24 protein-coding genes and 1 other annotated feature are annotated in these 21,967 nt (G+C 36.1%); of the genes, 14 read left to right on the top strand and 10 right to left on the bottom strand.

Features of this window, described 5'->3' with window-relative positions; genetic code table 11:
* Positions 1 to 570: 570 nt before the first annotated feature.
* On the bottom strand, positions 571 to 1,209 hold the full coding sequence (hisIE, locus tag Q0794_RS15400; protein WP_298943374.1) for a bifunctional phosphoribosyl-AMP cyclohydrolase/phosphoribosyl-ATP diphosphatase HisIE: 639 nt from the start codon (positions 1,207 to 1,209) through the stop codon (positions 571 to 573).
* The gene (gene hisF, locus Q0794_RS15395; RefSeq protein WP_298943372.1) at positions 1,206 to 1,979 is read right to left on the bottom strand and encodes an imidazole glycerol phosphate synthase subunit HisF; all 774 of its coding nucleotides are present in this window, start codon (positions 1,977 to 1,979) and stop codon (positions 1,206 to 1,208) included. Before hisF ends, hisIE begins: the two co-directional genes overlap by 4 nt.
* Positions 1,980 to 2,377: 398 nt before the next feature.
* On the opposite strand from hisF, the gene Q0794_RS15390 reads away from it, so the two are divergent.
* The 14 genes from Q0794_RS15390 (at position 2,378) to msrA (ending at position 13,853) form a co-directional block, all read left to right on the top strand.
* On the top strand, positions 2,378 to 2,872 hold the full coding sequence (locus Q0794_RS15390; protein ID WP_298943371.1) for a DUF2878 domain-containing protein: 495 nt from the start codon (positions 2,378 to 2,380) through the stop codon (positions 2,870 to 2,872).
* Complete coding sequence (locus Q0794_RS15385; RefSeq protein WP_298943369.1) at positions 2,865 to 3,482, top strand: chalcone isomerase family protein; 618 nt, start codon at positions 2,865 to 2,867, stop codon at positions 3,480 to 3,482. Before Q0794_RS15390 ends, Q0794_RS15385 begins: the two co-directional genes overlap by 8 nt.
* Before the next feature lie 40 nt (positions 3,483 to 3,522).
* Positions 3,523 to 4,074: a DUF3833 domain-containing protein gene (locus Q0794_RS15380; protein ID WP_298943367.1), complete on the top strand. Its 552-nt coding sequence runs from the start codon at positions 3,523 to 3,525 to the stop codon at positions 4,072 to 4,074.
* A 72-nt stretch (positions 4,075 to 4,146) separates the two neighbouring features.
* A complete protein-coding gene (locus Q0794_RS15375; protein ID WP_298943365.1) occupies positions 4,147 to 4,719 on the top strand; it encodes an LON peptidase substrate-binding domain-containing protein in 573 nt (190 codons plus the stop codon).
* A gap of 93 nt (positions 4,720 to 4,812) precedes the next feature.
* Complete coding sequence (locus tag Q0794_RS15370; protein ID WP_298943363.1) at positions 4,813 to 5,442, top strand: sigma-70 family RNA polymerase sigma factor; 630 nt, start codon at positions 4,813 to 4,815, stop codon at positions 5,440 to 5,442.
* Positions 5,435 to 6,148 (top strand): ChrR family anti-sigma-E factor, encoded by a 714-nt coding sequence (locus tag Q0794_RS15365; protein ID WP_298943361.1) that lies wholly within the window; start codon positions 5,435 to 5,437, stop codon positions 6,146 to 6,148. The genes Q0794_RS15370 and Q0794_RS15365 overlap by 8 nt, the downstream gene beginning before the upstream one ends.
* 57 nt (positions 6,149 to 6,205) lie before the next feature.
* Positions 6,206 to 7,165 (top strand): DUF523 and DUF1722 domain-containing protein, encoded by a 960-nt coding sequence (locus Q0794_RS15360; RefSeq protein WP_298943360.1) that lies wholly within the window; start codon positions 6,206 to 6,208, stop codon positions 7,163 to 7,165.
* 109 nt (positions 7,166 to 7,274) lie between these two features.
* Positions 7,275 to 8,663 carry a deoxyribodipyrimidine photo-lyase gene (gene phrB, locus Q0794_RS15355; protein WP_298943358.1) on the top strand — a complete coding sequence of 463 codons (1,389 nt, stop codon included), beginning with the start codon at positions 7,275 to 7,277 and terminating at the stop codon, positions 8,661 to 8,663.
* Positions 8,664 to 8,746: 83 nt separating this feature from the next.
* Positions 8,747 to 9,181, top strand: coding sequence for a nuclear transport factor 2 family protein (locus tag Q0794_RS15350; protein ID WP_298943356.1), 435 nt, complete (start codon positions 8,747 to 8,749; stop codon positions 9,179 to 9,181).
* The gene (locus Q0794_RS15345; protein WP_298943354.1) at positions 9,181 to 9,897 is read left to right on the top strand and encodes an SDR family NAD(P)-dependent oxidoreductase; all 717 of its coding nucleotides are present in this window, start codon (positions 9,181 to 9,183) and stop codon (positions 9,895 to 9,897) included. The genes Q0794_RS15350 and Q0794_RS15345 overlap by 1 nt, the downstream gene beginning before the upstream one ends.
* A 5-nt stretch (positions 9,898 to 9,902) precedes the next feature.
* A complete protein-coding gene (locus tag Q0794_RS15340; protein WP_298943352.1) occupies positions 9,903 to 11,177 on the top strand; it encodes an FAD-dependent oxidoreductase in 1,275 nt (424 codons plus the stop codon).
* Between the two features lie 5 nt (positions 11,178 to 11,182).
* The gene (locus Q0794_RS15335) at positions 11,183 to 11,971 is read left to right on the top strand and encodes a DUF1365 domain-containing protein (RefSeq protein ID WP_298943350.1); all 789 of its coding nucleotides are present in this window, start codon (positions 11,183 to 11,185) and stop codon (positions 11,969 to 11,971) included.
* A 33-nt stretch (positions 11,972 to 12,004) separates the two neighbouring features.
* A complete protein-coding gene (locus Q0794_RS15330) occupies positions 12,005 to 13,243 on the top strand; it encodes a class I SAM-dependent methyltransferase (protein ID WP_298943348.1) in 1,239 nt (412 codons plus the stop codon).
* Between the two features lie 109 nt (positions 13,244 to 13,352).
* Complete coding sequence (msrA, locus tag Q0794_RS15325) at positions 13,353 to 13,853, top strand: peptide-methionine (S)-S-oxide reductase MsrA (protein ID WP_298943347.1); 501 nt, start codon at positions 13,353 to 13,355, stop codon at positions 13,851 to 13,853.
* Positions 13,854 to 14,016: 163 nt separating this feature from the next.
* Here the strand turns inward: msrA and hisA are convergent, their stop codons facing one another.
* The 8 genes from hisA to Q0794_RS15285 form a co-directional block, all read right to left on the bottom strand.
* The gene (gene hisA, locus Q0794_RS15320; protein ID WP_298943345.1) at positions 14,017 to 14,754 is read right to left on the bottom strand and encodes a 1-(5-phosphoribosyl)-5-[(5-phosphoribosylamino)methylideneamino]imidazole-4-carboxamide isomerase; all 738 of its coding nucleotides are present in this window, start codon (positions 14,752 to 14,754) and stop codon (positions 14,017 to 14,019) included.
* A gap of 4 nt (positions 14,755 to 14,758) precedes the next feature.
* Complete coding sequence (gene hisH / locus Q0794_RS15315; protein WP_298943343.1) at positions 14,759 to 15,382, bottom strand: imidazole glycerol phosphate synthase subunit HisH; 624 nt, start codon at positions 15,380 to 15,382, stop codon at positions 14,759 to 14,761.
* Positions 15,379 to 16,449, bottom strand: coding sequence for a bifunctional histidinol-phosphatase/imidazoleglycerol-phosphate dehydratase HisB (hisB, locus tag Q0794_RS15310; protein ID WP_298943342.1), 1,071 nt, complete (start codon positions 16,447 to 16,449; stop codon positions 15,379 to 15,381). The genes hisH and hisB overlap by 4 nt, the downstream gene beginning before the upstream one ends.
* A gap of 10 nt (positions 16,450 to 16,459) precedes the next feature.
* Complete coding sequence (hisC, locus tag Q0794_RS15305; protein WP_298943340.1) at positions 16,460 to 17,530, bottom strand: histidinol-phosphate transaminase; 1,071 nt, start codon at positions 17,528 to 17,530, stop codon at positions 16,460 to 16,462.
* 90 nt (positions 17,531 to 17,620) lie between these two features.
* A complete protein-coding gene (gene hisD, locus Q0794_RS15300; protein WP_298943376.1) occupies positions 17,621 to 18,922 on the bottom strand; it encodes a histidinol dehydrogenase in 1,302 nt (433 codons plus the stop codon).
* A 14-nt stretch (positions 18,923 to 18,936) separates the two neighbouring features.
* Positions 18,937 to 19,833, bottom strand: a complete 897-nt coding sequence (gene hisG, locus Q0794_RS15295) for an ATP phosphoribosyltransferase (protein ID WP_298943338.1) — start codon at positions 19,831 to 19,833, stop codon at positions 18,937 to 18,939.
* Between the two features lie 22 nt (positions 19,834 to 19,855).
* Positions 19,856 to 19,974: a sequence feature (His leader region), on the bottom strand.
* A 160-nt stretch (positions 19,975 to 20,134) separates the two neighbouring features.
* A complete protein-coding gene (locus Q0794_RS15290; protein ID WP_298943337.1) occupies positions 20,135 to 20,704 on the bottom strand; it encodes a hypothetical protein in 570 nt (189 codons plus the stop codon).
* 36 nt (positions 20,705 to 20,740) lie between these two features.
* Positions 20,741 to 21,955: a flagellar assembly protein T N-terminal domain-containing protein gene (locus Q0794_RS15285; RefSeq protein WP_298943335.1), complete on the bottom strand. Its 1,215-nt coding sequence runs from the start codon at positions 21,953 to 21,955 to the stop codon at positions 20,741 to 20,743.
* Between the last annotated feature and the right edge of the window lie 12 nt (positions 21,956 to 21,967).

The following is a 21,967-nucleotide window of genomic DNA, read 5'->3' as shown; positions in this document are numbered from 1 at the left end:
CCATGACCTTTTGAGTCATAGGATTTTGATCTTCTTCAGCTAAAAATCAACTAATTTTCTTAACTGATCGGCATTAACCTATCGGTAACCTTTTTTCTATCTACGTTTTATTACTCTTTATCTAGTTAACCTCAATTCTGGTTAGTCAAATCGGAATTAGATTTAAAATTATAAAACTATATATTTTGGTTATACAGTGCCGTTAGTTCTGCTTAGCTCGAGGCGAATTTTTTTAATATAATTTAATGCAGTCATCCGCGAAAGTAGCGGCGTTGTATCGCTTTGCTTATCCACAATTAAGATTACATACATTAAGATTACTTACATTAAGGTTGCTTACTTTCATTGCTTTGAAATAGTTGTTTTGTGTTTTTTAAAAAATGATGAGAAAGAGGAGATTATTCGCTATGCACTTCAAAGCTTTTATTCAGTCTCAAGTTGAATACTGTCACAGTATATAAGGGAGAATCTTAATTAAAAAAAAGCCGCTAAGTAAAATATTACTAGCGGCTTTTTAATGATTATTAATTGTTATCAAACAGTTAGATTAACTGCTTTGAAGTATTATCTTTATTTACTATGACGTTCTTTTAATTTCGTTGCAATATCTGCAAGCTCAAGACCTTCATTCTGTAATAAAACAGTTAAGTGATAAATTAAATCAGCACCTTCATTGGTTAACTCATCCATATCTTTTGCCATCGCTGCTAAAGCAACTTCAACACCTTCTTCACCCACTTTTTGTGCAATACGTTTAGTACCACGATCATATAAGCTAGCAGTGTAGCTACTCTTAGGATCTGCACCTTTACGGCTCTTGATGACTTGTTCTAAATCAGAAAGAAAACTTAATGATGGCTCTTGTTCATTTTTAAAACAAGTTTCATTTCCTAAATGACAAGTTGGACCAATTGGATCAACAATCGCAAGTAATGTGTCATTGTCACAATCAGAGCTAATCTCAATAACGTTTAAAAAATTACCTGATTGCTCGCCTTTGCACCATAAACGTTGCTTTGTACGACTGAAAAAAGTCATCTTGCCTGACTCAAGTGTTGCAGCTAAAGACTCTTGGTTTACGTAACCTAACATAAGTACTTTACCAGACGTTCTGTTTTGTACGACGACAGGCATTAGATTATCTACTTTTGCCCAATCTAACGATGCTATTTGCTCTTGTTTCATTAAACTCGTAGTTACTACATTCATAGTCGGATCTCTACCTTTTCTGATTTAAGGTAAGATTTTAACTCACCAATATTAATTATTTGTTTGTGGAAGACACTTGCTGCTAATGCACCATCAACGTCAGCTTGGTTAAAAACATCTGCAAAATGGCTCATCTCACCAGCACCGCCTGAAGCGATTAATGGGATATTACATATAGCACGTGCTTGGCTGAGTTGTTGGATATCATACCCGCAACGGACGCCATCTTGATTCATTACATTTAATACAACTTCACCGGCACCGCGAGATTGAACTTCTTTTATCCAATCAAAGGTATTCCATTTAGTGGTTACCGTTGCTTTTTCATTACCGGTGAATTGTTTTACTTGGTGCTGACCAGTCGCTTCGTCGAAGTATGAATCAATACCAATAACGATACATTGTGTGCCAAATTTTTCAGCTAATCGATTAATTAAGCTTGGGTCAGCAAGCGCAGGGCTGTTGATTGACACTTTATCGGCACCAAATTCAAGAATGCGTCTTGCATCTTCTTCGGTTTTTATACCACCCGCGACACAGAATGGAATATCAATGACTTCTGCTACGCGACTTACCCAGCTTTTATCGACAACACGATCGTCTGAACTAGCGGTGATGTCATAAAACACTAATTCGTCTGCACCTTCTTCTGCATAACGTTTAGCAAGTGGCACAATATCGCCTACGATTTCATGGTTACGAAATTGTACGCCTTTTACAACTTGGCCATCTTTAACATCTAAACAAGGAATAATACGTTTTGCTAACATAAAGCCTCGCTATCTTGTGAACTTGTATTTTTAAGCATTTCGTAGGCCTTAAAGTTATTGACTGATGCTTTTATAAAAATAAGCATAAGTGACTGTAAAGATTATTAATTAATTATAAGCACATTATATATTTAATACGGGCCGGTTTGTAGGCTTTAATCTTATAAAAAATAACTTTTTAATCAGTCTATATGAATATTTTAACTCATTATAAATCAACTTAGATAAAGTTTGATTCTACTTAGTAACTTGTTTTTAATATTTTAACCTAGCTATGGTGCCTGTATCTAATCTTTAACAATACCAATATTTATTGATATCTATTTCTATTCACAGATCTAAAAGTGATTTAAGAGCGTATTTATACCTGTACCAATAATGGTCATGGAGAGATAAAAATGTTAATGAATATGTTGGGGTTCAATATAGCGTGGTTTGGGCTCATTTATTGGGGTAATGCTTTTATCCCTGTTGCACTTTCAATGATCGCTTTTCATCTGATTAAATTATCTCATATAAAAAATGAAGCTCGGTTGGTTTTATTGATAGCCGTCATCGGCAGTTCAGTTGATTCGTTATTACATTTCTTTATGTTTTTTATATTCCCAGATTCTACCTTTATGCCTTTTTGGTTAGTTATTTTATGGGCTTGTTTTGCTTGTACTGTTTGCCACAGTTTAACATTTTTAAGTTCTTCCAAGGTGTTACAAATAACAGTGGGGGCGATATTCGCTCCTTTAAGTTATATCGCAGCACAAAGGTTGGAGGCCGTTAGTTTCGGTTATCCATTACTCGCTACTTACTTGGTCCTTGCTGCTATTTGGGCTGGGTTGTTCATTTTATTTTTCTTTTTAAAGTCAGTTATGACGAATACAAGGTTAGCGCATGTATAAGTTTATTAAACTCTCAGGATATTGGGATAGATCTGCATTAAAAGATTCACTGTTATTGATGTCAAAAGTCACTGTGCTTGTCCTGCTTTTTACGGTGTTTCTTAAAAACAGTGCATCGGCAGATGAAAGGGTTGAATTGGGTCAATGGAAAAATACATTAGATGAAGTCGAGAAAGAACAACCTGTAAAAAAAATAGGTAAGGCGGTCTTTTCGGTTTTGATTTGGGATGTCTATGAAAGTGAGTTATCAACGTCTTCTGGGCAGTACCCTGAAATATCCAAGAATGGCACATTAATTTATAAAATTAACTATTTAAGGAGTATTACGTCGAAGGAATTAATACAACGGACGATAGAACAATGGCAACACTTAGGTATTAAAGAAGATGTTTATAATATTTTCATTCCCCAACTTAAGGAAATTTGGCCAAATGTAACATCAGGCGATAGCTTAGCGTTTGTTATCGAACAAAATAGAAGTGCATTTTATTTTAATAATCAATTTGCGGGCAGTATAGAAGACGCTGATTTTGCACCATTATTTTTAGATATTTGGTTATCAAAAAACACCAGCGAACCTAAATTAAGAACAGCATTATTAGGCAATTAGTAACACGCATATAAACTATGGTACATAGTAGGGGATCATAATGATTAAATATAAACACACATTTTTAACAGTCGCGACATGTTTATTGATATCTAGTTGTTCAGCAAACTTAACTGATTATCAACCACAGACTAATAATTTCGATATTAAAGAATATTTTAATGGGCCTGTGACGGCTTGGGGATCGATTCAAGACAGTAGTGACAAAGTAACAAGACGTTTTTGTGTTGAGCTTGTTGGGACATGGAATGATAACAAAGGGGTGTTAACTGAAAAATTCTATTTTAATGATGGAGAAATCAGTTACCGAGATTGGCACCTAGTGAAACAAAGTGATGGAAGTTATAGAGGCACTGCGGAAGACGTTATTGGTACTGCCATAGGGAAGCATCAAGGTTTTGCATTTCAATTTAAATATACATTAAAACTGCCTGTTGATGGCACCACTTATGAAGTCAGTATGGATGATTGGATGTATCAGATTGATGAATATCGAGTAATGAATAAAACCGCAATCTCTAAATTCGGATTTAATGTGGCCAATGTGACTTTGTTTTTTGATAAAGAAGCGCCTGTAAAGTCATGCCAGTGAACTATTTAGATGGAAGATACGTACATAACATTAAGATCATTAATCTAAGTAACAAATATAAGAGGGGCTATAATGACCAACAAAACGACTAATCTTCCCATATTTCCACTAGATGTTTTTTTACTACCGGGTGGCATTACACGTTTAAGAATTTTTGAAGCTAAGTATTTAAAAATGGTCGGGCTATCTTCAACGTTAGGCGGGTTTATTATCTCTTCAAATAAACAACAACATGAACCTTCATCGCGTTGGGGGAGTTGGGTTGAAATCATTAATTTTGATAACGGTGATGATGGCGTGTTAGAAATCGATGTTAAGTGTAAATCTTTAGTTGAGTTAACTATGGTTGAATCTGAAATTGATAACTTACAATTTGCCAGTATTAGTGAAATAAATCATTGGTCCGAAAAACAGTCAAGCACTCATCTTATTTTGTTATCTGAATCATTGTTATCAGTATTTGAAAACAATGATTTATTAAATGATTTGTACTCAAGTAAACTAATAAACAATCCCTATTGGGTTGTTTCAAGATGGTTAGAGCTGCTACCCATTCCTCATGATGTTAAACATAATTTTGTATTTAACTCTTCGTATGTTGAAGCTAAAAAACTTGTTAATTCAATTATATCTAAAGAAATCTAGGTTTATTCAATTAATTTAAACTTTTTATATCCATCAGTGATCTTATTATTATTTTTACGCGTATTAGTAACCAGAGTCCAAATTTGGGAATAAATGATGGTAGCTATACAAACTAATTTGCCAACACATGTTAGTCATGCTAAATCTAGCAGCATGACAGATAAAATAGACCACACTCAACTTAGTGCATGGCTTAAAGAAGTCGCTGATGCAAGATGTAAAATAGCATTCACTCACTTATTTAAGTTTTTTGCTCCAAAAATACAACGTATTGCACGTAGTAAATTCCCTAATGAAGCGCAATCTCATGAGGTCGTTCAAGACACCATGAGTAACGTATGGCGTAAAGCACATTTGTTTGATTCAGACAAAGGTGCCGCGACAACCTGGGTTTATACAATAATGCGTAACGTTACCTTTGACATATTACGTAAAATTAAGAGTAACAGAGAAGATAATTTGAGTGATGATATTTGGCCGATCGCAGAAAGTGCGGCTGCTGAAGAACAACCTTATGAAGATCATCTTGAAAACAAACAGTTATTACGTGTTATTGAAGCGCTGCCAGAAACGCAACAAGAAGTTGTTAAAGGCTTCTATCTGATGGAAATGTCACAAGAACAATTGGCAAACCATCTTAATTTACCATTAGGCACGATCAAATCTAGATTACGTTTAGCGTTAGCTAAATTAAAAGTGCACTTAGGAGAAGATAATGATTAAACATCATCCTAAATTTGAATTATTAGAAGCATTTGTCAATGGTGACTTACCCGCTTCATTATCTATTGCAATAACCATTCATGCTGATATGTGTCCACTTTGCCAACAAAAAATTTTACAGCTTACAGAACAAGTTGCAGAACAAAGTTTCGAAGAAGATGTGATTAGCTTAGATAATTTAGATAATTTAGATAGTTCAAGCCATTTTGATATTTCAATTGATGATGATTTAGAATCTGATGCTCTTTTTGATTCAATGATCAGTAATATTACGTTTTCAGAAGACGTCGCTGAGGTTGTAAAACCAACAGATAAAAGTGTCACATTTAAAGATAAAACATACGTATTACCAACGGTACTAAGTAATATTGGCTTCGGAAAAACGGCTAATGTAGGCAAGTTATCTCGTTCTCGTTTACAGCTAAATGAAGATGAAATCCATACAAACTTGCTTCATATCAATGCTGGAGGTGGCGTGCCAGCGCATACTCACAAAGGCTTTGAATTAACGGTGTTATTGGATGGCTCATTTACTGATCATGAAGGTGAATATAATAAAGGCGACTTTATTATGCTGGATGGCACATTTACACATACACCTGTTTCGGAAAATGGTTGTCTTTGTTACACAGTTGCAAATGATGCACTACACTTTACTCAAGGTATTAATAAATTATTGAATCCTATTGGTAGTTTTATCTATTAATCGGTTCAATGTTTATATATTGATTAGCAGCGGTTTATTTATTCAAGGGAGCGAATAATGATTTATTCGGTAACAAAAGAAGATATTAAGATTGGTATTAGTGCTTGTTTAATTGGACAAAAAGTAAGGTTCGATTCAAGTAATAAACCTTCTCGATTCTGTATTGATGAGTTGGGTGAGCATGTTGAATATGAATCTTTTTGCCCTGAAGTCGCGATTGGCTTACCAATACCGCGTCCTACCATCCGTTTAATAAAAAAAGACGACTTAATTACTGTCGCAAGGCCTGATGGTAGTGGCGATGTGACAGAAGCGTTACATGCTTATGGTAAAAAAGTCGCTGAAATGACCAAACACTTAAGCGGTTATGTTTTCTGTGCTAAGAGCCCAAGCTGTGGAATGGAGCGTGTTAAAGTTTACTCTCCTGAAGGTAATTCTTTAACGTCAGAAGGAATTGGTGCTTTTGCTAAAGAAATAATGGAAGCGAATCCTTTATTGCCTTGTGAAGAAAATGGTCGCTTAAATGATATGCATATTCGTGAAAATTTTGTAGCGCGTATTTATGCTTATAAACATTGGCAAAATATTAGTGCAACGGGTCTAACAAAACATAAACTGACCACTTTCCATAGCCATTACAAATATACAGTAATGAGTCACAACTTAGTGGCTTATAAAAAATTAGGTCAGTTATTGGCTGATGTTGATTTGCCATTAGCTGAAAAAGCATCTCAATATATTTCAGGTTTGATGGAAGCACTTAAAATACCAGCAACCCGTAAAAACCATGTGAATACGCTAACCCATATTCAAGGTTATTTTTCTAAGCATTTAGTCGCAGCTCAGCGTAAAGAGTTGTGTGAGCAGATTGATGGTTATCGTTTAGGGTTATTACCTTTGATTGCACCATTAACTTTGATAAATCATTATTTAATGCAATATCCAAAAGATTATTTAAAAGGTCAATCTTATTTATCGCCTTATCCAGATGAGTTAAGACTAAGATACGCTTATTAATACTGATAATTAATAAATAAATTAAAACGTGACTTATCTATTAACAGAACGCTAGTTAATAGTAAGTTGTGTTCTTTTAATAGAAAATTAAAGGAAATATTTAACCTCTATGACACAATTACTATGGTTTCGTAATGACTTAAGAACAAACGACAATCCTGCCTTACATTTTTTTATCAATCAACCTTCTCCAGAAACACCCTCTAAAGCCATTTACTTTATATCTGAACCTCAATGGCTAGCTCATGATTGGTCTTTGATTAAAATAGATTTTGTTAAGCGCCATGCTCAAGCATTGGTAGAGCAATTAGCATTATTAAACATTGAGCTATCTATTGTCGAAGTTGATGATTTTACCGCGCAAATTGATTATCTAAAATCATATTGCCAACAACATGATGTCAGTAGCGTAATAGCAAATAGTGAACTTGAATATAACGAAGTAAAGCGTGATCGTACCTGTCTAGAACAGGGGATCCCTTTAACATTGTTTGAAGCTGACGTGATTGTACCGAAAGGTAAAATAGTTAATCAATCAGGTAAAATGTATAAAGTTTTTACCCCTTTTAAAAAAGCTTGGTTAACTTATGTTCGCGAATTTGGTTTTAACTATCTTGGTAATGTAGAGCCAATCAATAATCGCGTTATAAAAAATAAAAAAGGAACAATAGAGACAGACTCTATTTCTAGTAAATGGCCTTTAGTTAATGTCGTGATGGACAAGGCAATACCACAATTCTATCGCGATAAAGTGACTGATTATAAAAGTGTTCGTGATATTCCTTCGATCAAAGGCACCAGTGGCTTTTCTCCTTATTTAGCCGCGGGTGTATTGAGCCCAGGTCACGTTTTTAATACGTTACTTAATCAATTCCCAGATATTATGATTTCAAGCGATAGTGAGGAATTTTGTTGGTTAAATGAAATTATATGGCGTGAGTTTTACCGCCATTTAATGTTCGATCAGCCTCGATTATGCAAACATCAATGTTTTAACGAAAAATACCATCAAGCAATGTGGCCTTATGATGAAAAGCTTTTCACTGCATGGTGTGAGGGAAAAACAGGGTATCCATTAGTCGATGCCGCAATGAGGCAACTCAATCAAACAGGGTGGATGCATAATCGATTACGCATGGTCGTCGCTAGCTTTTTAACAAAGCATCTTTTAATCGATTGGCGCTTAGGTGAAAAGTATTTTATGCAGCATTTGATAGACGGCGACTTAGCTTCTAATAATGGCGGTTGGCAGTGGGCTTCGAGTACTGGGTGTGATGCTCAACCTTACTTCAGAATTTTTAACCCTATTACACAGAGCGAAAGATTTGATCCTAAAGGAACGTTTATTCGTAAGTACTTACCAGAGCTAAGTAAAATACCTGACAAACAGATTCACTTTCCACATAAACATATTAAGCTTCAGAACTTATCAATTTATTGGCCTGCGATTGTTGATCATAAAGAAGCCAGATTAAATGCCTTAGCCTTTTACAAATAAGCGTATATCGCTTTAGTGTAAAGATAAACTGTCTTTACTTTAAAGCGTCAATTTTAGCATTAATTTTTAATAGGATAGGCAATATGAATAATGAACCTGACTGGTTAAATGAGTTTACCTCGGTTTACCAAAAGCTGAATACTGATAATTTAGCATTACTGAACTCAATTTATCACCAAGAAATCACATTTATTGATCCCATCCATGAAATTAAAGGGCTTGATGAGCTACAGCAGTACTTTCAAGGTTTATATCAAAACCTTGAAAGCTGTCAGTTTATTATTAGTGAGGTTATTTCCCAGCCAAATCAAGCCGCTATTTATTGGAAAATGACTTATCAACATCCTAAACTCAATAAGGGAAATGAAGTTTCCGTATTTGGTAGTTCTCATCTCAAAGCCAAAGAAGGAAAAGTTATTTATCACCGCGACTTCTTGGATTTAGGATCTATGTTGTATGAACAACTTCCTGTTTTGGGGAAAGTAATACGCTTAATTAAAAGTAAGGCGGCTAAATAATGTCTGATAAAACAATCTTAATTACAGGGTCGACCTCAGGCATTGGTTACTCATTGTTTGAACAATATACTAAACAAGGTGAAAAGGTCATTGCTTGCGGAAGAAATCAACAACAACTTGATGCGATGTCTGACAAAGCTTTTCAAACATGTTGTTTTGATATGACTGATAAGCTAGCAATAGAAGAGGTCGCACGCACTATTGATTCTTTAGATGTATTACTCTTAAATGCAGGAAACTGCCGTTATATTGATGATGCTAAACATTTTGATGGTGAGTTATTTGCAGATGTTATTCAAACTAATCTAATTTCATTAGGTTGGATATTGCAGTCCTTATTACCTAAAGTAAAAGAGGGCGGACAAGTCGTGTTTGTAAGTTCTAGCGCAACACTGTTACCTTTTCAAAGAAGTGAAGCGTACGGAGCTTCTAAAGCGGGTGTCGATTACTTAGCTAAAAGTTTACGGTTAGATTTAATAAAAGAAGGTATTGATGTCACGTTAATCCATCCTGGCTTCATCAAAACACCTCTTACTGACAAAAATGATTTCTCAATGCCATTTTTACTGTCTAGTGATGAAGCGGCTTCTCGTATTATAACGGCCATTAAAAAACGAAAATCATATGCGCACTTTCCCAAACGTTTAACGTTATTACTAAAAGCTATTTCATTATTGCCTGATTTTGTTTGGCAGAAAATTATCGTAAAGGATTAACTTTCATGAAAAATATTGCAATTATTGGTTCAGGTATTTCTGGTCTTACATCTGCCTATTTATTATCTAAAAAACATAATGTTACTGTATTTGAAAAAAATGATTATATTGGCGGACATACTGCGACTGTCGATATAGAAAAAGACGGAATACCTTACGCAATCGATACAGGTTTTATTGTGTTTAATGATAAAACATATCCTAATTACTTAGCGTTACTCGATGAAATCGGCATTGGTAAAAAAGCCACTGAGATGAGTTTCTCAGTCCATAATTGCCATACTGGCTTGGAGTATAATGGACATAACCTAAATACTTTATTTGCGCAAAGACGAAACTTACTTAACCCTAAATTTTGGTTATTGGTCAAAGAGATCTTACGATTCAATAAATTGTGTAAAGGTATCTTCGAAGCAGACGTTTATCTACCAGGGTTAACGTTAGGTGAATTTTTAACCGAGCATAAATTCAGCGCTTTCTTTGCTGAACATTATATTTTGCCAATGGGCGCTGCTATTTGGTCAAGTTCATTAGAGCAGATGGAAGAGTTTGAATTTAGATTTTTTGTTCAATTTTTCCATCATCATGGGTTATTGAATATTGCAGATAGACCGCAATGGTATGTTATCCCAAATGGGTCAAGAAGTTACTTAGCACCGCTATGCGCGCCCTTTAAAGATAACATTCATCTTAATGCTAATATTTTGGGCATCACGCGTAATGATAATAAGGTTCAAATTCATTTTGATCATCCCGATGATAAACAAACCTTTGACGAAGTGGTTATTGCTTGTCATTCCGATCAAGCTCTGTTGCTCTTAAGTGACGCCACTGAAGATGAAGAGGCATTGTTATCAGATATGCCTTACAGCGAGAACTCTGTCATTTTGCATACAGATGTTAGTCTATTGCCAGACAGGGAAGCTGCTTGGGCAAGTTGGAATTATCAATTGAGTCAAGATCGATCTAAGCCTGCCAGTGTGACTTACAATATGAATATATTACAAGGTTTTTATAGCGACCATACTTTCTGTGTCACATTGAATCAGAAGCAAGATATTGACCCAGATAAAATATTAAAAGAATATAATTATCATCATCCAATTTTTTCTTCAGCATCTATTAGAGCGCAACACCAACGAGATCTTATTTGCGGCAAACATCATACACATTTTGCCGGTGCATATTGGCATAGTGGTTTTCATGAAGACGGTGTTAGAAGTGCTGTTGAAGTTGCGCAGCGTTTTGATTGTTTTCTTGATGCATTTGCGAGTAAATAGCCGTCATGTCTTCTGTTAAATCAACCTCTACCGTATTTAGTCAAAGTAACATTTACGTGGGCCACGTTATTCATAAACGTTTTTTGCCTAAAAATCATAGTTTTAATACCACCTTATTTATGCTGGCATTAGATGTTGATGAGGTTGAACATGCTGATAAGGGACAAGGCGTCTTTGGTTTTTCCTGGTATCACCCATTGCGTTTCGTTGAGAAAGATTACCTAAGAAGTGAACCTAATTCATTATCTCAGCGTATAAAAGATAAAGTTAATCAACTGAATGGTTATCCTGATATTGAAAGAATAGTAATGTTAGTTCAAGTCAGGTGTTTTGGAATCTACTTTAGCCCGGCTAACTTTTATTTTTGCTACGATAAAGACGACAATTGTACACAAATGTTGGCTGAAGTAAGCAATACACCTTGGAATGAACGACACTATTATTTAGTTGATTTATTAGAACAAGATAAAACAAGTGATAAAGTTTTTCAGGTATCACCTTTTATGGATCTTGATATGAGTTATATATGGCATATCAAATCACCAGAGGTGAACAGTGATAAATTATTAGTGAAAATAGAGAATAAGCGAACTAATAAAAAGAATGGCGAGGTGACTAAACTATTTGAAGCCAGTTTAATCTTAAAGAAAAAAGCATTCAGTAAACGAAATTTATTTCATGTTTGGGCGAAAATTCCAATTATGACAGGAAAGATAGTGATTGGTATTTATTGGCAAGCATTAAAGTTGTTTATTAAAAGAATACCTTTTATCGGCTATCAGAAAATTAATTAAAGCGTTATAAAGTTTACATTCTAGGAGAATTCAATGGAAGAAATACAAAATGTTACAGCAGTAGAAACAACAAATTGGTTTGACAAACGCTGTCGTTCATTAGTCCATTCTGTATTTTTAAAACTGAGTTATGGCCAGTTAGAGGTTGTTGAAGGTTCTGAGCATCTTTTTTTCCCTGAAAATACATTACAAGATGCAGATGACAGTACGCTTAAGGCAAAAATACACATCCATGATATGAGCCTGTATCGTGATTTTGTGAAAGGTGGAAGTATTGGTGTAGCAGAAGCGTTTATAGCTGGGAAGTGGAGTAGCCCGAACTTAACACAGGTAATTCGAATTTTTGCTAAAGCTCAGCAGCAAACCGATAAGTTAGATTCAAATAAATCAATACTTAATAAAATTAAGAATGCAATCAGTCACTGGCAGAACCGTAATACCCAATCAGGCTCGAAGCGTAATATTTTAGCGCATTATGATCTTGGTAATGAACTTTACACTCGTTTTCTTGATCCTCAAATGATGTATTCGTCGGCTATATATCCCTCTGAAACTACCTCATTAGAATACGCGCAGTTATATAAGCTTAAAACTATTTGTGACAGATTAGCATTAACAAAAGAGGATCACTTATTAGAGATTGGAACCGGATGGGGTGGCTTAGCTATTTATGCAGCTCAACATTATGGTTGTAAAGTCACCACTACGACTATTTCAGATGCACAATTTGAGTATGCTGAGCAAAGAGTTAAGGCATTAAAGTTAGAAGAAAATATTACATTATTGAAAAAAGATTATCGAGAATTAACGGGGACCTTTGATAAAGTTGTTTCAATCGAAATGATTGAAGCCGTTGGATATGCGTTTTTGCCAAGTTTCTTCGAACAGTGTAATGCACGTTTGAAAGAAGGGGGGAAATTACTTATTCAATCAATCACTATTGCCGATCAACGTTTTGACCATTATAAAAATAATGTCGATTTTATACAGCGTTATATATTCCCTGGCGGTTTTTTACCTTCTGTTAACGTCTTGTCTCAGCAGTTGACAACAAGCAGTGATTTAGTGATAGAAGGCTTACACGATATTGGTTTAGATTATGCTAAGACCTTAGCGGATTGGCGTACGAACTTCCTGGCTTCGTGGAATGAATTAACACAACATGGTTACGATGAAGAGTTTAAACGCCTTTGGTTATATTATTTTGCTTACTGCGAAGGCGCTTTTCTAGAGCGCTCTATTAGTACGGTTCACTTAGTGGCAAGAAAGTAGTAATATTTAAAAATTGATAAGCTAATGAGTCGAACAAACGTTCGACTTTTTTATTTAGCCAAGTTAATTTATTTCGTTAATTAACTTACAAAACAACTAGGGAATTATAATGAGTCAAGAAATTGCAGTATTAGCAGGTGGTTGCTTTTGGGGAATGCAGGATTTGATACGTAAATTACCTGGTGTTCAATCAACGCGAGTTGGTTATACCGGTGGTGAAGTAGCAAATGCGACTTACCGTGATCATGGTAATCATGCTGAAGGCATTGAAATAATATTTGATAATGAAGTAATGAGCTTTAGAAAGTTGCTAGAATTTTTCTTTCAAATACACGATCCAACAACAGAATTAAGACAAGGCAATGATCTGGGCGCTTCATACCGTTCTGCTATCTATTATACTTCGGAAAGTCAGTTACAAGAGGCTATTAGAACTATTTCAGATGTTAATGCATCAGGTTTATGGCCAGGTGTTGTTGTGACTGAATTAGAACCAGCAGGGGGTTTCTGGGAAGCAGAGTCTGAACATCAAGATTATTTAGAGCGATTACCTAACGGTTATACTTGTCACTTCGCACGTAAAGACTGGGTTTTACCGTCTAGTCATTAGTTAAACGTTAGCATTAGTTAAAAAATAGTTATATGTAAATAAAACTGTTTTAAAATAAAAGCGACTGATAATACACAATCAGTCGCTTTTATAATATTGAGCTAGCTTGATTAACTCACATGCTTTTTCTTATTTTCAATGTTTATATAACAAAGACACTTAATTAAGCGTTCTGCCAGCAGTTAATTGCTTCTTCTACTGTGAACTTGCCTTCAAGCAATGCACGTCCGACAATCATTCCTTGAGCGCCTGAGCGAGCGACATCTGCAATATCTTCTAATGAACCGATACCGCCTGATGCTTGCCAAGAAACACTTGGAAACGCCACAACCATTTCTTTGTACAAATCGACGTTTGAGCCTGTTAATGTACCGTCTTTAGAAATGTCAGTACATAACACATGTTTTAGACCGACTTTCATGTAGATTTCTAATAGCGACTCAATGGTTTGGCCGCTATCTTCTTGCCACCCCGATACCGCAACAATCTTGTTACCATTTGCATCAATGTTAATATCTAATGCTAACACGATATGTTCTGGCCCGTATTTTTCCATCCAACCTGCAACCATTTCAGGTTCTTTAACGGCAGTTGAGCCGATAACAACGCGATGAGCGCCAGTATCTAATAAACCTTTTACGTCAGCTTCAGTACGAACGCCACCACCCACTTGAACTTTAGCAGGTGTATTTTTGATTAAACTTTCAATGACGCCAAGTTGACGCTTAGTAATATCTTTTGCACCATCTAAATCAACAAGGTGCAACCAATTAGCGCCTTGTTCATTGTAAATAGTGTATAAGCTTTGTGGATCATCGCTGTAAACTGTTTTTTGATCGTAATCGCCTTGGTATAAACGAACAACTTTACCGTCAATCAGATCAAGTGCTGGGATAATCATAATATTAAAGCTCCAAAAAGTTTTTGATTAATTGCGCGCCTGCTTTGCCTGAACGCTCAGGGTGAAATTGAACCCCGTAAAAATTGTTTTTATTCACGGCTGCAGTGAAAGGTGTGCCATATTCACAACTTGCAATGGTATTTTCGTTAACAGGTAATGCGTAACTGTGAACAAAATAGAAATAACTACCAGCAGGAATATCTTTAAACAAAGGTTCATCTAGTTTAGGTGTTATTTGATTCCAACCCATATGTGGTGAACGTAATGGTGCAACGTCCATCTTCTCAACAAACCCGTCAACTAAACCTAATGTTTTGATCACTTCATTTTCAGCGTCGTCTGAACTAGCTTCTTCTGCAAAGACTTCTTCACTGCCTTCTGCTAGCATTTGCATACCTAAACAAATCCCTAAAACAGGTTGAGTTAGTTTTTTAATTTCTTCTACTAAATCACGCCCAATAAGGTTTGCCATGGCCTCTTTAGCAGTACCCACACCTGGTAAAAATAGTTTAGTCGCTTGCTGAAGAATAGCAGGGTCTTTACTAACCACGACGTCATAGCCTAGACGTTCAATAGCAAAACGAACTGATGAAAGGTTAGCGCAACCAGTATCAATAATAACGATCATAAAACACCTTTACTTGATGGCAAGTCGGTACCAATAATTTGTATACTTTGACGTAAAGTGCGACCAAATGTTTTAAATAAACCTTCGACCATATGATGAGCATTACCATTTTCAACTTCTAAATGGATAGTCGCACGCATTGCTTGTGCTAATGAATAAAAGAAGTGCTCAACCATTTCCGTTGACATCGTCCCGACTAATTCACGTGGGAAATCAGCTTTAAACTTAAGGAAAGGGCGCCCTGATAAATCTAGAGTACAACTTGCTTTGGTTTCATCCATTGGCAATACAAAACCAAAACGTCCAATACCACGTTTATCACCTAATGCTTTATCTAATGCGTCACCTAACGCTAATGCAGTATCTTCAACACTATGATGGTCATCAATATGTAAATCACCATTTACACTAACATTTAGTTGGAAACCAGCATGCGTTGCGATTTGATCTAACATATGATCAAAGAATCCCATACCCGTATCAATTTTATTGTCGCCAGTCGTATCTAAATCAACAAAGACATTAATATCCGTTTCTTTAGTGGTACGTGTTACCGATGCTGTACGCCCTAGAGTTGTTAATTGTTTAACTATCTGTTTCCAACCTAGTGTCTCTTTATTATAAAGAATACCGGTAATCGCCATGTTATCGGCTAAACCGATATCAGTATGACGGTCACCAATGACATAAGAATTTGCGTGATCAATGCGACCAGACTGTAAGTATTCTTTCACCATCCCTAAGTGTGGTTTACGACAGCTACAGTTGTCTTCAGGAAAGTGTGGGCATAGTAGGGTTGCTTCGAATTTAACACCTTGTGACGCGAATATTTCCATCATTTTATTTTGTGGAATATCAAAATCACTTTGCGGATAGCTGTCTGTCCCTAAACCATCTTGGTTCGAGACTATAACTAATGTGAAACCTGCATCTTGTAATGTTAATAAGCTTGGGATCACGTACGGTTCAAAAACCAATTTTTCAAGGCTATCTACCTGCTTATCACTAATAGGCTCATCAATTAACGTTCCATCGCGATCGATGAATAGAAATTTTTGTGTACTCATTGGGGGGATCCTATAGTGAGTTTAAGGTTTTTAATGTTTTGTTCATTTCATCACTGTTACCAATGGTGATACGAACACAATTTTCTAGACGAGGTTTGTTTGCAAAGTCTCGCATAATAATGCCGTCGTCAGCAAAAGCTTTAAACACTTTAGCTGAATCTTTAAAACGAACTAATAAAAAGTTGCCCGTTGTTGGGAAAATATCGACAACACAGTCTATTTTAGTGAGCGCATTAGCTAACACATGTCGGTTATTGTTTAAGACTACAACACGGTCACGCATGACTTCTAACCCATCAGCAGACAATGCTTGTTCTGCAATTTGTGCAACCGGTGCTGGTACTGGGTAAGGTGCAATTACTTTGCTCATCATTTCAATCACAGACGTTTGCGCTAGTGTAAACCCACAACGTATTGAAGCAAGTGCAAAGGCCTTTGAAAGGGTTCTCGTGATCACTAAGTTTTCGTGATCAGCAATTAAGTCAGTTTGTGATAGTTCTGGGCAAAATTCGATATAAGCTTCATCGGCAACAATTAATGCTTTGCCCGCCGTTGCTGTTAATAACTCAGCTAGCTTGTTTTTATCTAACATATTGCCAGTTGGATTATTTGGCGCACATAAAAAGACGATTTTCACTTTACCGTTAGACGCTAATACTGCTTTTTTTACCGCCTCGTAATCTACATCAAAGTTAGCTTGTAATTGGACTTCTTCAATCGCAACACCACAAGTTTCTGCACTAATTGCATACATGCCATAAGTTGGGGGGCAGATTAAAATACTATCGATGCTAGGTTCGCAAAATGTTCTAATTAAAATTTCGATACTTTCATCGGCACCACGAGTAGTTAACACTTGGTCTGCATTTAATTTCGCATAAGTTGCGTAGGCATTGATAATTTGAGGAGGCTGAAATTCTGGGTAACGGTGTAGTTTTGATGAATCAAGTTGATAGATACTGCAATCGGGGGCTTCATTGGCGTTTAACCAAACATCTCCGTTACCGCCAATACGGCGAGCGGAAAGGTAAGGTGTTAACGCTTGGACTGTTTTCCTAGCAAGCTTTTTGATGTTACTCATCGATGTTTCATCCCTAACGAATGCCTGAGCAACTTATTGCTCAGGTCAATTATTGAACTTATGTTGAATGCGACTTGTTGTCTGTTTTTATTATTTTTTATTCAGGCTTTCAAGCTTATCCATACGAATAGTCACTGCACGTTTATGCGCAGTTAAACCTTCAGCTTGTGCTAAACAAGTCACAGCTGGCGCTAGATTGCGTAAACCTTCCTGCGTTAACTCTTGTACAGTGTAACGTTTTACAAAATCAGCTAACCCTAAACTTGAATAAGTTTTAGTATAACCATAGGTTGGTAATACATGGTTAGTGCCACTTGCATAATCACCAACAGATTCAGGTGTCCAAGCACCTAAAAAGATTGAACCTGCATTTTTAAGCAAAGGTTGTAATGTTCTTGGTTGTTCAGTTTGTACAATCAAGTGCTCAGGTGCATAACGGTTAGAGATCTCTATCGCTTGTGTAATATCTTTACACACTATGCTGACGCTGTTAGCAATCGCTTTTTCTGCAATTTCACGACGTTCTAAAACGGCGAGTTGGCTTGCTATTTCGATTGCTGTTTGTTCTGCAACCTGTGCAGAAGGCGTCACTAGTATTGTTTGTGAATCATGACCATGTTCAGCTTGAGACAATAAATCTGACGCAATAAAAGCAGGATCGGCATCTTTGTCTGCTATCACTAAGACTTCAGATGGGCCGGCTGGCATATCAATTGCTGCGCCAGAAAAATCATTACTAACTTGACGTTTTGCTTCAGTTACAAATGAATTACCAGGGCCGAATATTTTATCTACAGATTTAATGGTTTCTGTACCATAAGCCAAAGCAGCAATAGCTTGCGCACCCCCTACAGAATAAATTTCATCAACACCACACAGTGATGCCGCATATAGTATTTCATCGGCAAGTGGTGGCGGTGAACATAGGACTAAACGTGCACAACCGGCTATTTGAGCAGGTGCACCTGTCATGATCACCGTTGATGGTAATGGCGCGCTGCCACCGGGAATGTATAAACCAACTGATTCAATTGCTTGTGTATGCATTTCACATACAACACCCGGCATTGTTTCTACACGTATAACATCTTGTTGCTGTGCTTTATGAAATTTCACAACCTGTTCGTATGCAACTTTAATTGCATCTTTTATATCAGCACCAAGGCGTTTTGTTGCCGCTTCGATATCTGTGTTTGTTAACGTGAAATTATCACCTTCTAATTTGTCAAAACGTTTTGTGTATTCAAGCAAGGCTTGATCACCGTTTTCACGAATATTAGTAATAATATCTGAAACTGTCGCAGTAAGACCTGATGAATCGGCCATTGCAGGGCGACTCAACAATTCAGTTTGCTGTTCAGGTGTTAATTGTTCCCAGTTGACTGTTTTCATTCCCATGATTTGGACTACTCCATCATTTTTTCAATTGGTAAAACCAGAATTGAACTTGCACCTAATGCTTTTAATTGTTCCATCGTTTCCCAGAACAGATTTTCTTTACTCACAACATGAAGTGCAACATGGTCTTCACTACCCGCTAAATCCATTACTGTAGGTAAATCAGAACCTGGTAATAGGTCTGTAATCGCAACTAGGTTTGCTTTTGGTGCATTTAACATGATGTATTTTGATTCTTTCGCTGTTTGAACGCCGTCAATACGAGTGAGAATACGGTCGACTAAATCTTGTTTAGCATCAGTTAAAGGCTTGTCACGTTGCATTAAAACAGCAGTAGAGCGGTAAATAACTTCCACTTCTTTCAATCCGTTTGCTTCTAGTGTTGCACCTGTAGAAACTAAGTCACAAATTGCATCCGCTAAACCAGCGCGAGGTGCTACTTCAACAGAACCCGTTAACATACAAGATGTATAAGGGACGTTAGCTTCAGCCATAAAGCGCTTTAAGATATGTACATAAGTTGTCGCAATGCGTAGGTTTGCTAAAGATTGCACACCTTGGTAATCAAATTCATTGTCAACTGCTAGTGAGAAACGACATTCACCGAAAGCGAGTTCTTTAACGACTTTATGTGCTGTTGGTTCATTAGCAACCTTACGCATCATACTTTCTTCTTCTAATACGTTTTGACCAATAAAACCTAAATCTACAACGCCATCCATTACTAAACCTGGGATATCGTCATCGCGCACACGAAGAATATCAATAGGCATATTGTCACTGTGTGCAATTAAACGTTGTGTATTTAAGTTTATTTTAATACCACATGCTTTTAATAATTTAACAGTGTCATCACTTAGACGACCTTTTTTCTGGATTGCGATTCTTAAACGTTGTTCTGGCATTCTTCTTTTCCTTGCATTTAAAACTAAAAAACCCTCGGGAGATTTACTTCCGAGGGTTTATATTTGGTTAACCACTGGAAGCACATAAAAACTCTTCCAAGAAACATCCTGAAAGATTAAGTAATATGATGATGGTAATGTGCTTTCAGGCTTATCTTCTTCATGGTAAATAATACTCTATAATTTAATTGTGTTTAGAGTATCAATCTAAACTTTAAATGTGAACTGTTTTTTGTATATATCTAAGATGTTTTTAGTATTGATATATTTGGTGTAGCCATATAAGTATAAATATCATTCACTATTGCATTAAGGTTGTTTGTTTGCTTTCTTTATCATTTGAATCATCGCTTTCTAATAAAATACTTTGTAATGACGATAGTGTATTTTTAGCTTCACTAGAGATCGATTGGTTAGCCGTTAATAAAGCAATACTATCTAATATACTCTTTAGACTTGTTTCTTCATTTGAAGTAGCAACGTCTGTTTCAGCTACTTCCTCTGAACTATCCGTTGAATCTAAATCATCAGTTGCTTTCGTTGCGGCAAGGTCACTTGTATTTTCATCTGTAACATCTGCCGTTTCTTCTGATGTTTCATCAGCAGTCGTTGTTGTGCTGCCAGACAAAGCGGAAACCAATGATGTTGCAATACCTAAACCTAACTCGTTAAATACTTCTTTGAAGCCATCTTGAATATTTGTTGAACTGATTGCAGCATTTAATCCATTTTCTTTAATCGTTGAGTCAAGTAATTGTCCAAAAGTGTCACCTAATGCACTAGTAGATGTGCTTGTAGATGCATTTGTAGCAATGTTGTCTACATTCGAGATGGTATTTGCAATAGTGTTGATAGAATTTAATGTTGTCATTTGAATTACCTTTTAGCTAAGTTCTTATTGACGTTTTTACTTTACTGATGAGTTACTTTTCTTACCTAATCTTATCAAAGTGTATTCATCTACAGGTGTTAACATGTCCCTGATTTGAATATTACTCATGTCCATAGGGTCGTCAGTCTCTAAAATGGCTCGGTCAGACTGAACAGAAACAACTGTTAATATGATATCAGCAGGCACAAAAATAGGGCCTTGTAATAAACTTGATTGGTGTAGAACAGATTGACTGCGGATCAATTGAAATTGATCACCTTTTTTCACACCATTTCTATGACCAATATTCATCACTAATTGGTCGTTAAATTGGGCAATGATGGTTGCCATCGTTGGTTGACAATACAAGGCCTGTCTTACATCACTGACCACATTATTCAAATTCTGTTCAATGACTTGGCCATAATCAGTTGACCAAAAGGTATTACTATTAGTGTCAAACTGATGAGTTAATGAATAAGGCCAATCCGTAACAGCAACATATTTCTTTTTTAAAAGCGTTATTTTATTGATGGCATCTACAAGGTAAATATCCATTTGAAAATTACGTTTATGTTGTGTTGATTTAGTTAATAAATTACTGGTCGTTTCGTAAAAGTCTGACATATCTTTAACGGTACCAAATAACAAATATTGAACATTATATTTATTTGCTATATCCCTAGAAACTTGCAAGGTCTGAAGTTCAATATCATTATTGGTGTCATTAGCAAAAGCGATGGGCTGTGTCATTAACTGACGAGGGTCAATTTTATTTGAATCTCGCTTTAATTGATTAAACAAATGTTGAGTGATCGCTTCATCAGCATGGTAAATCGCGCCTAATTGAGCATCAGATCTTGTTGCTAAATTAAAAGGTCCAACAAAAAGGCTTTTTGAATATTTTTCTTGAGGGCAAGTAGAAAAAGGGTAGATATCTGCTTGTACCGTTACTTTAATATACCCACCTGAGATAACTTCGTCAGTGACGCGCATGTCATGAATTTCACCGTTGCTACGAATCGATAATTTATCGACTTGTAACACACCAGATTTTACAACTTGTACACTCTCAGCACTGGTTCCTGCAGAACGAATCACCGTTAATAATGCATTCGATATTGCTTTATCACGTGATTTGTTAATATCGTTTTCAATGATTTCTGCCGTTCCTTCGCTAGAGTACCATTGTGCATTAGCTGAAAATGACATCGCCATCACTGTCGTCATGGCAATTAATTTTTTATACATTTGCTTCAATAT

This window comes from uncultured Psychromonas sp. (genome assembly GCF_947489755.1).
Taxonomy (GTDB): domain Bacteria; phylum Pseudomonadota; class Gammaproteobacteria; order Enterobacterales; family Psychromonadaceae; genus Psychromonas.
This window is presented reverse-complemented; position numbering and strand designations above follow the sequence as displayed.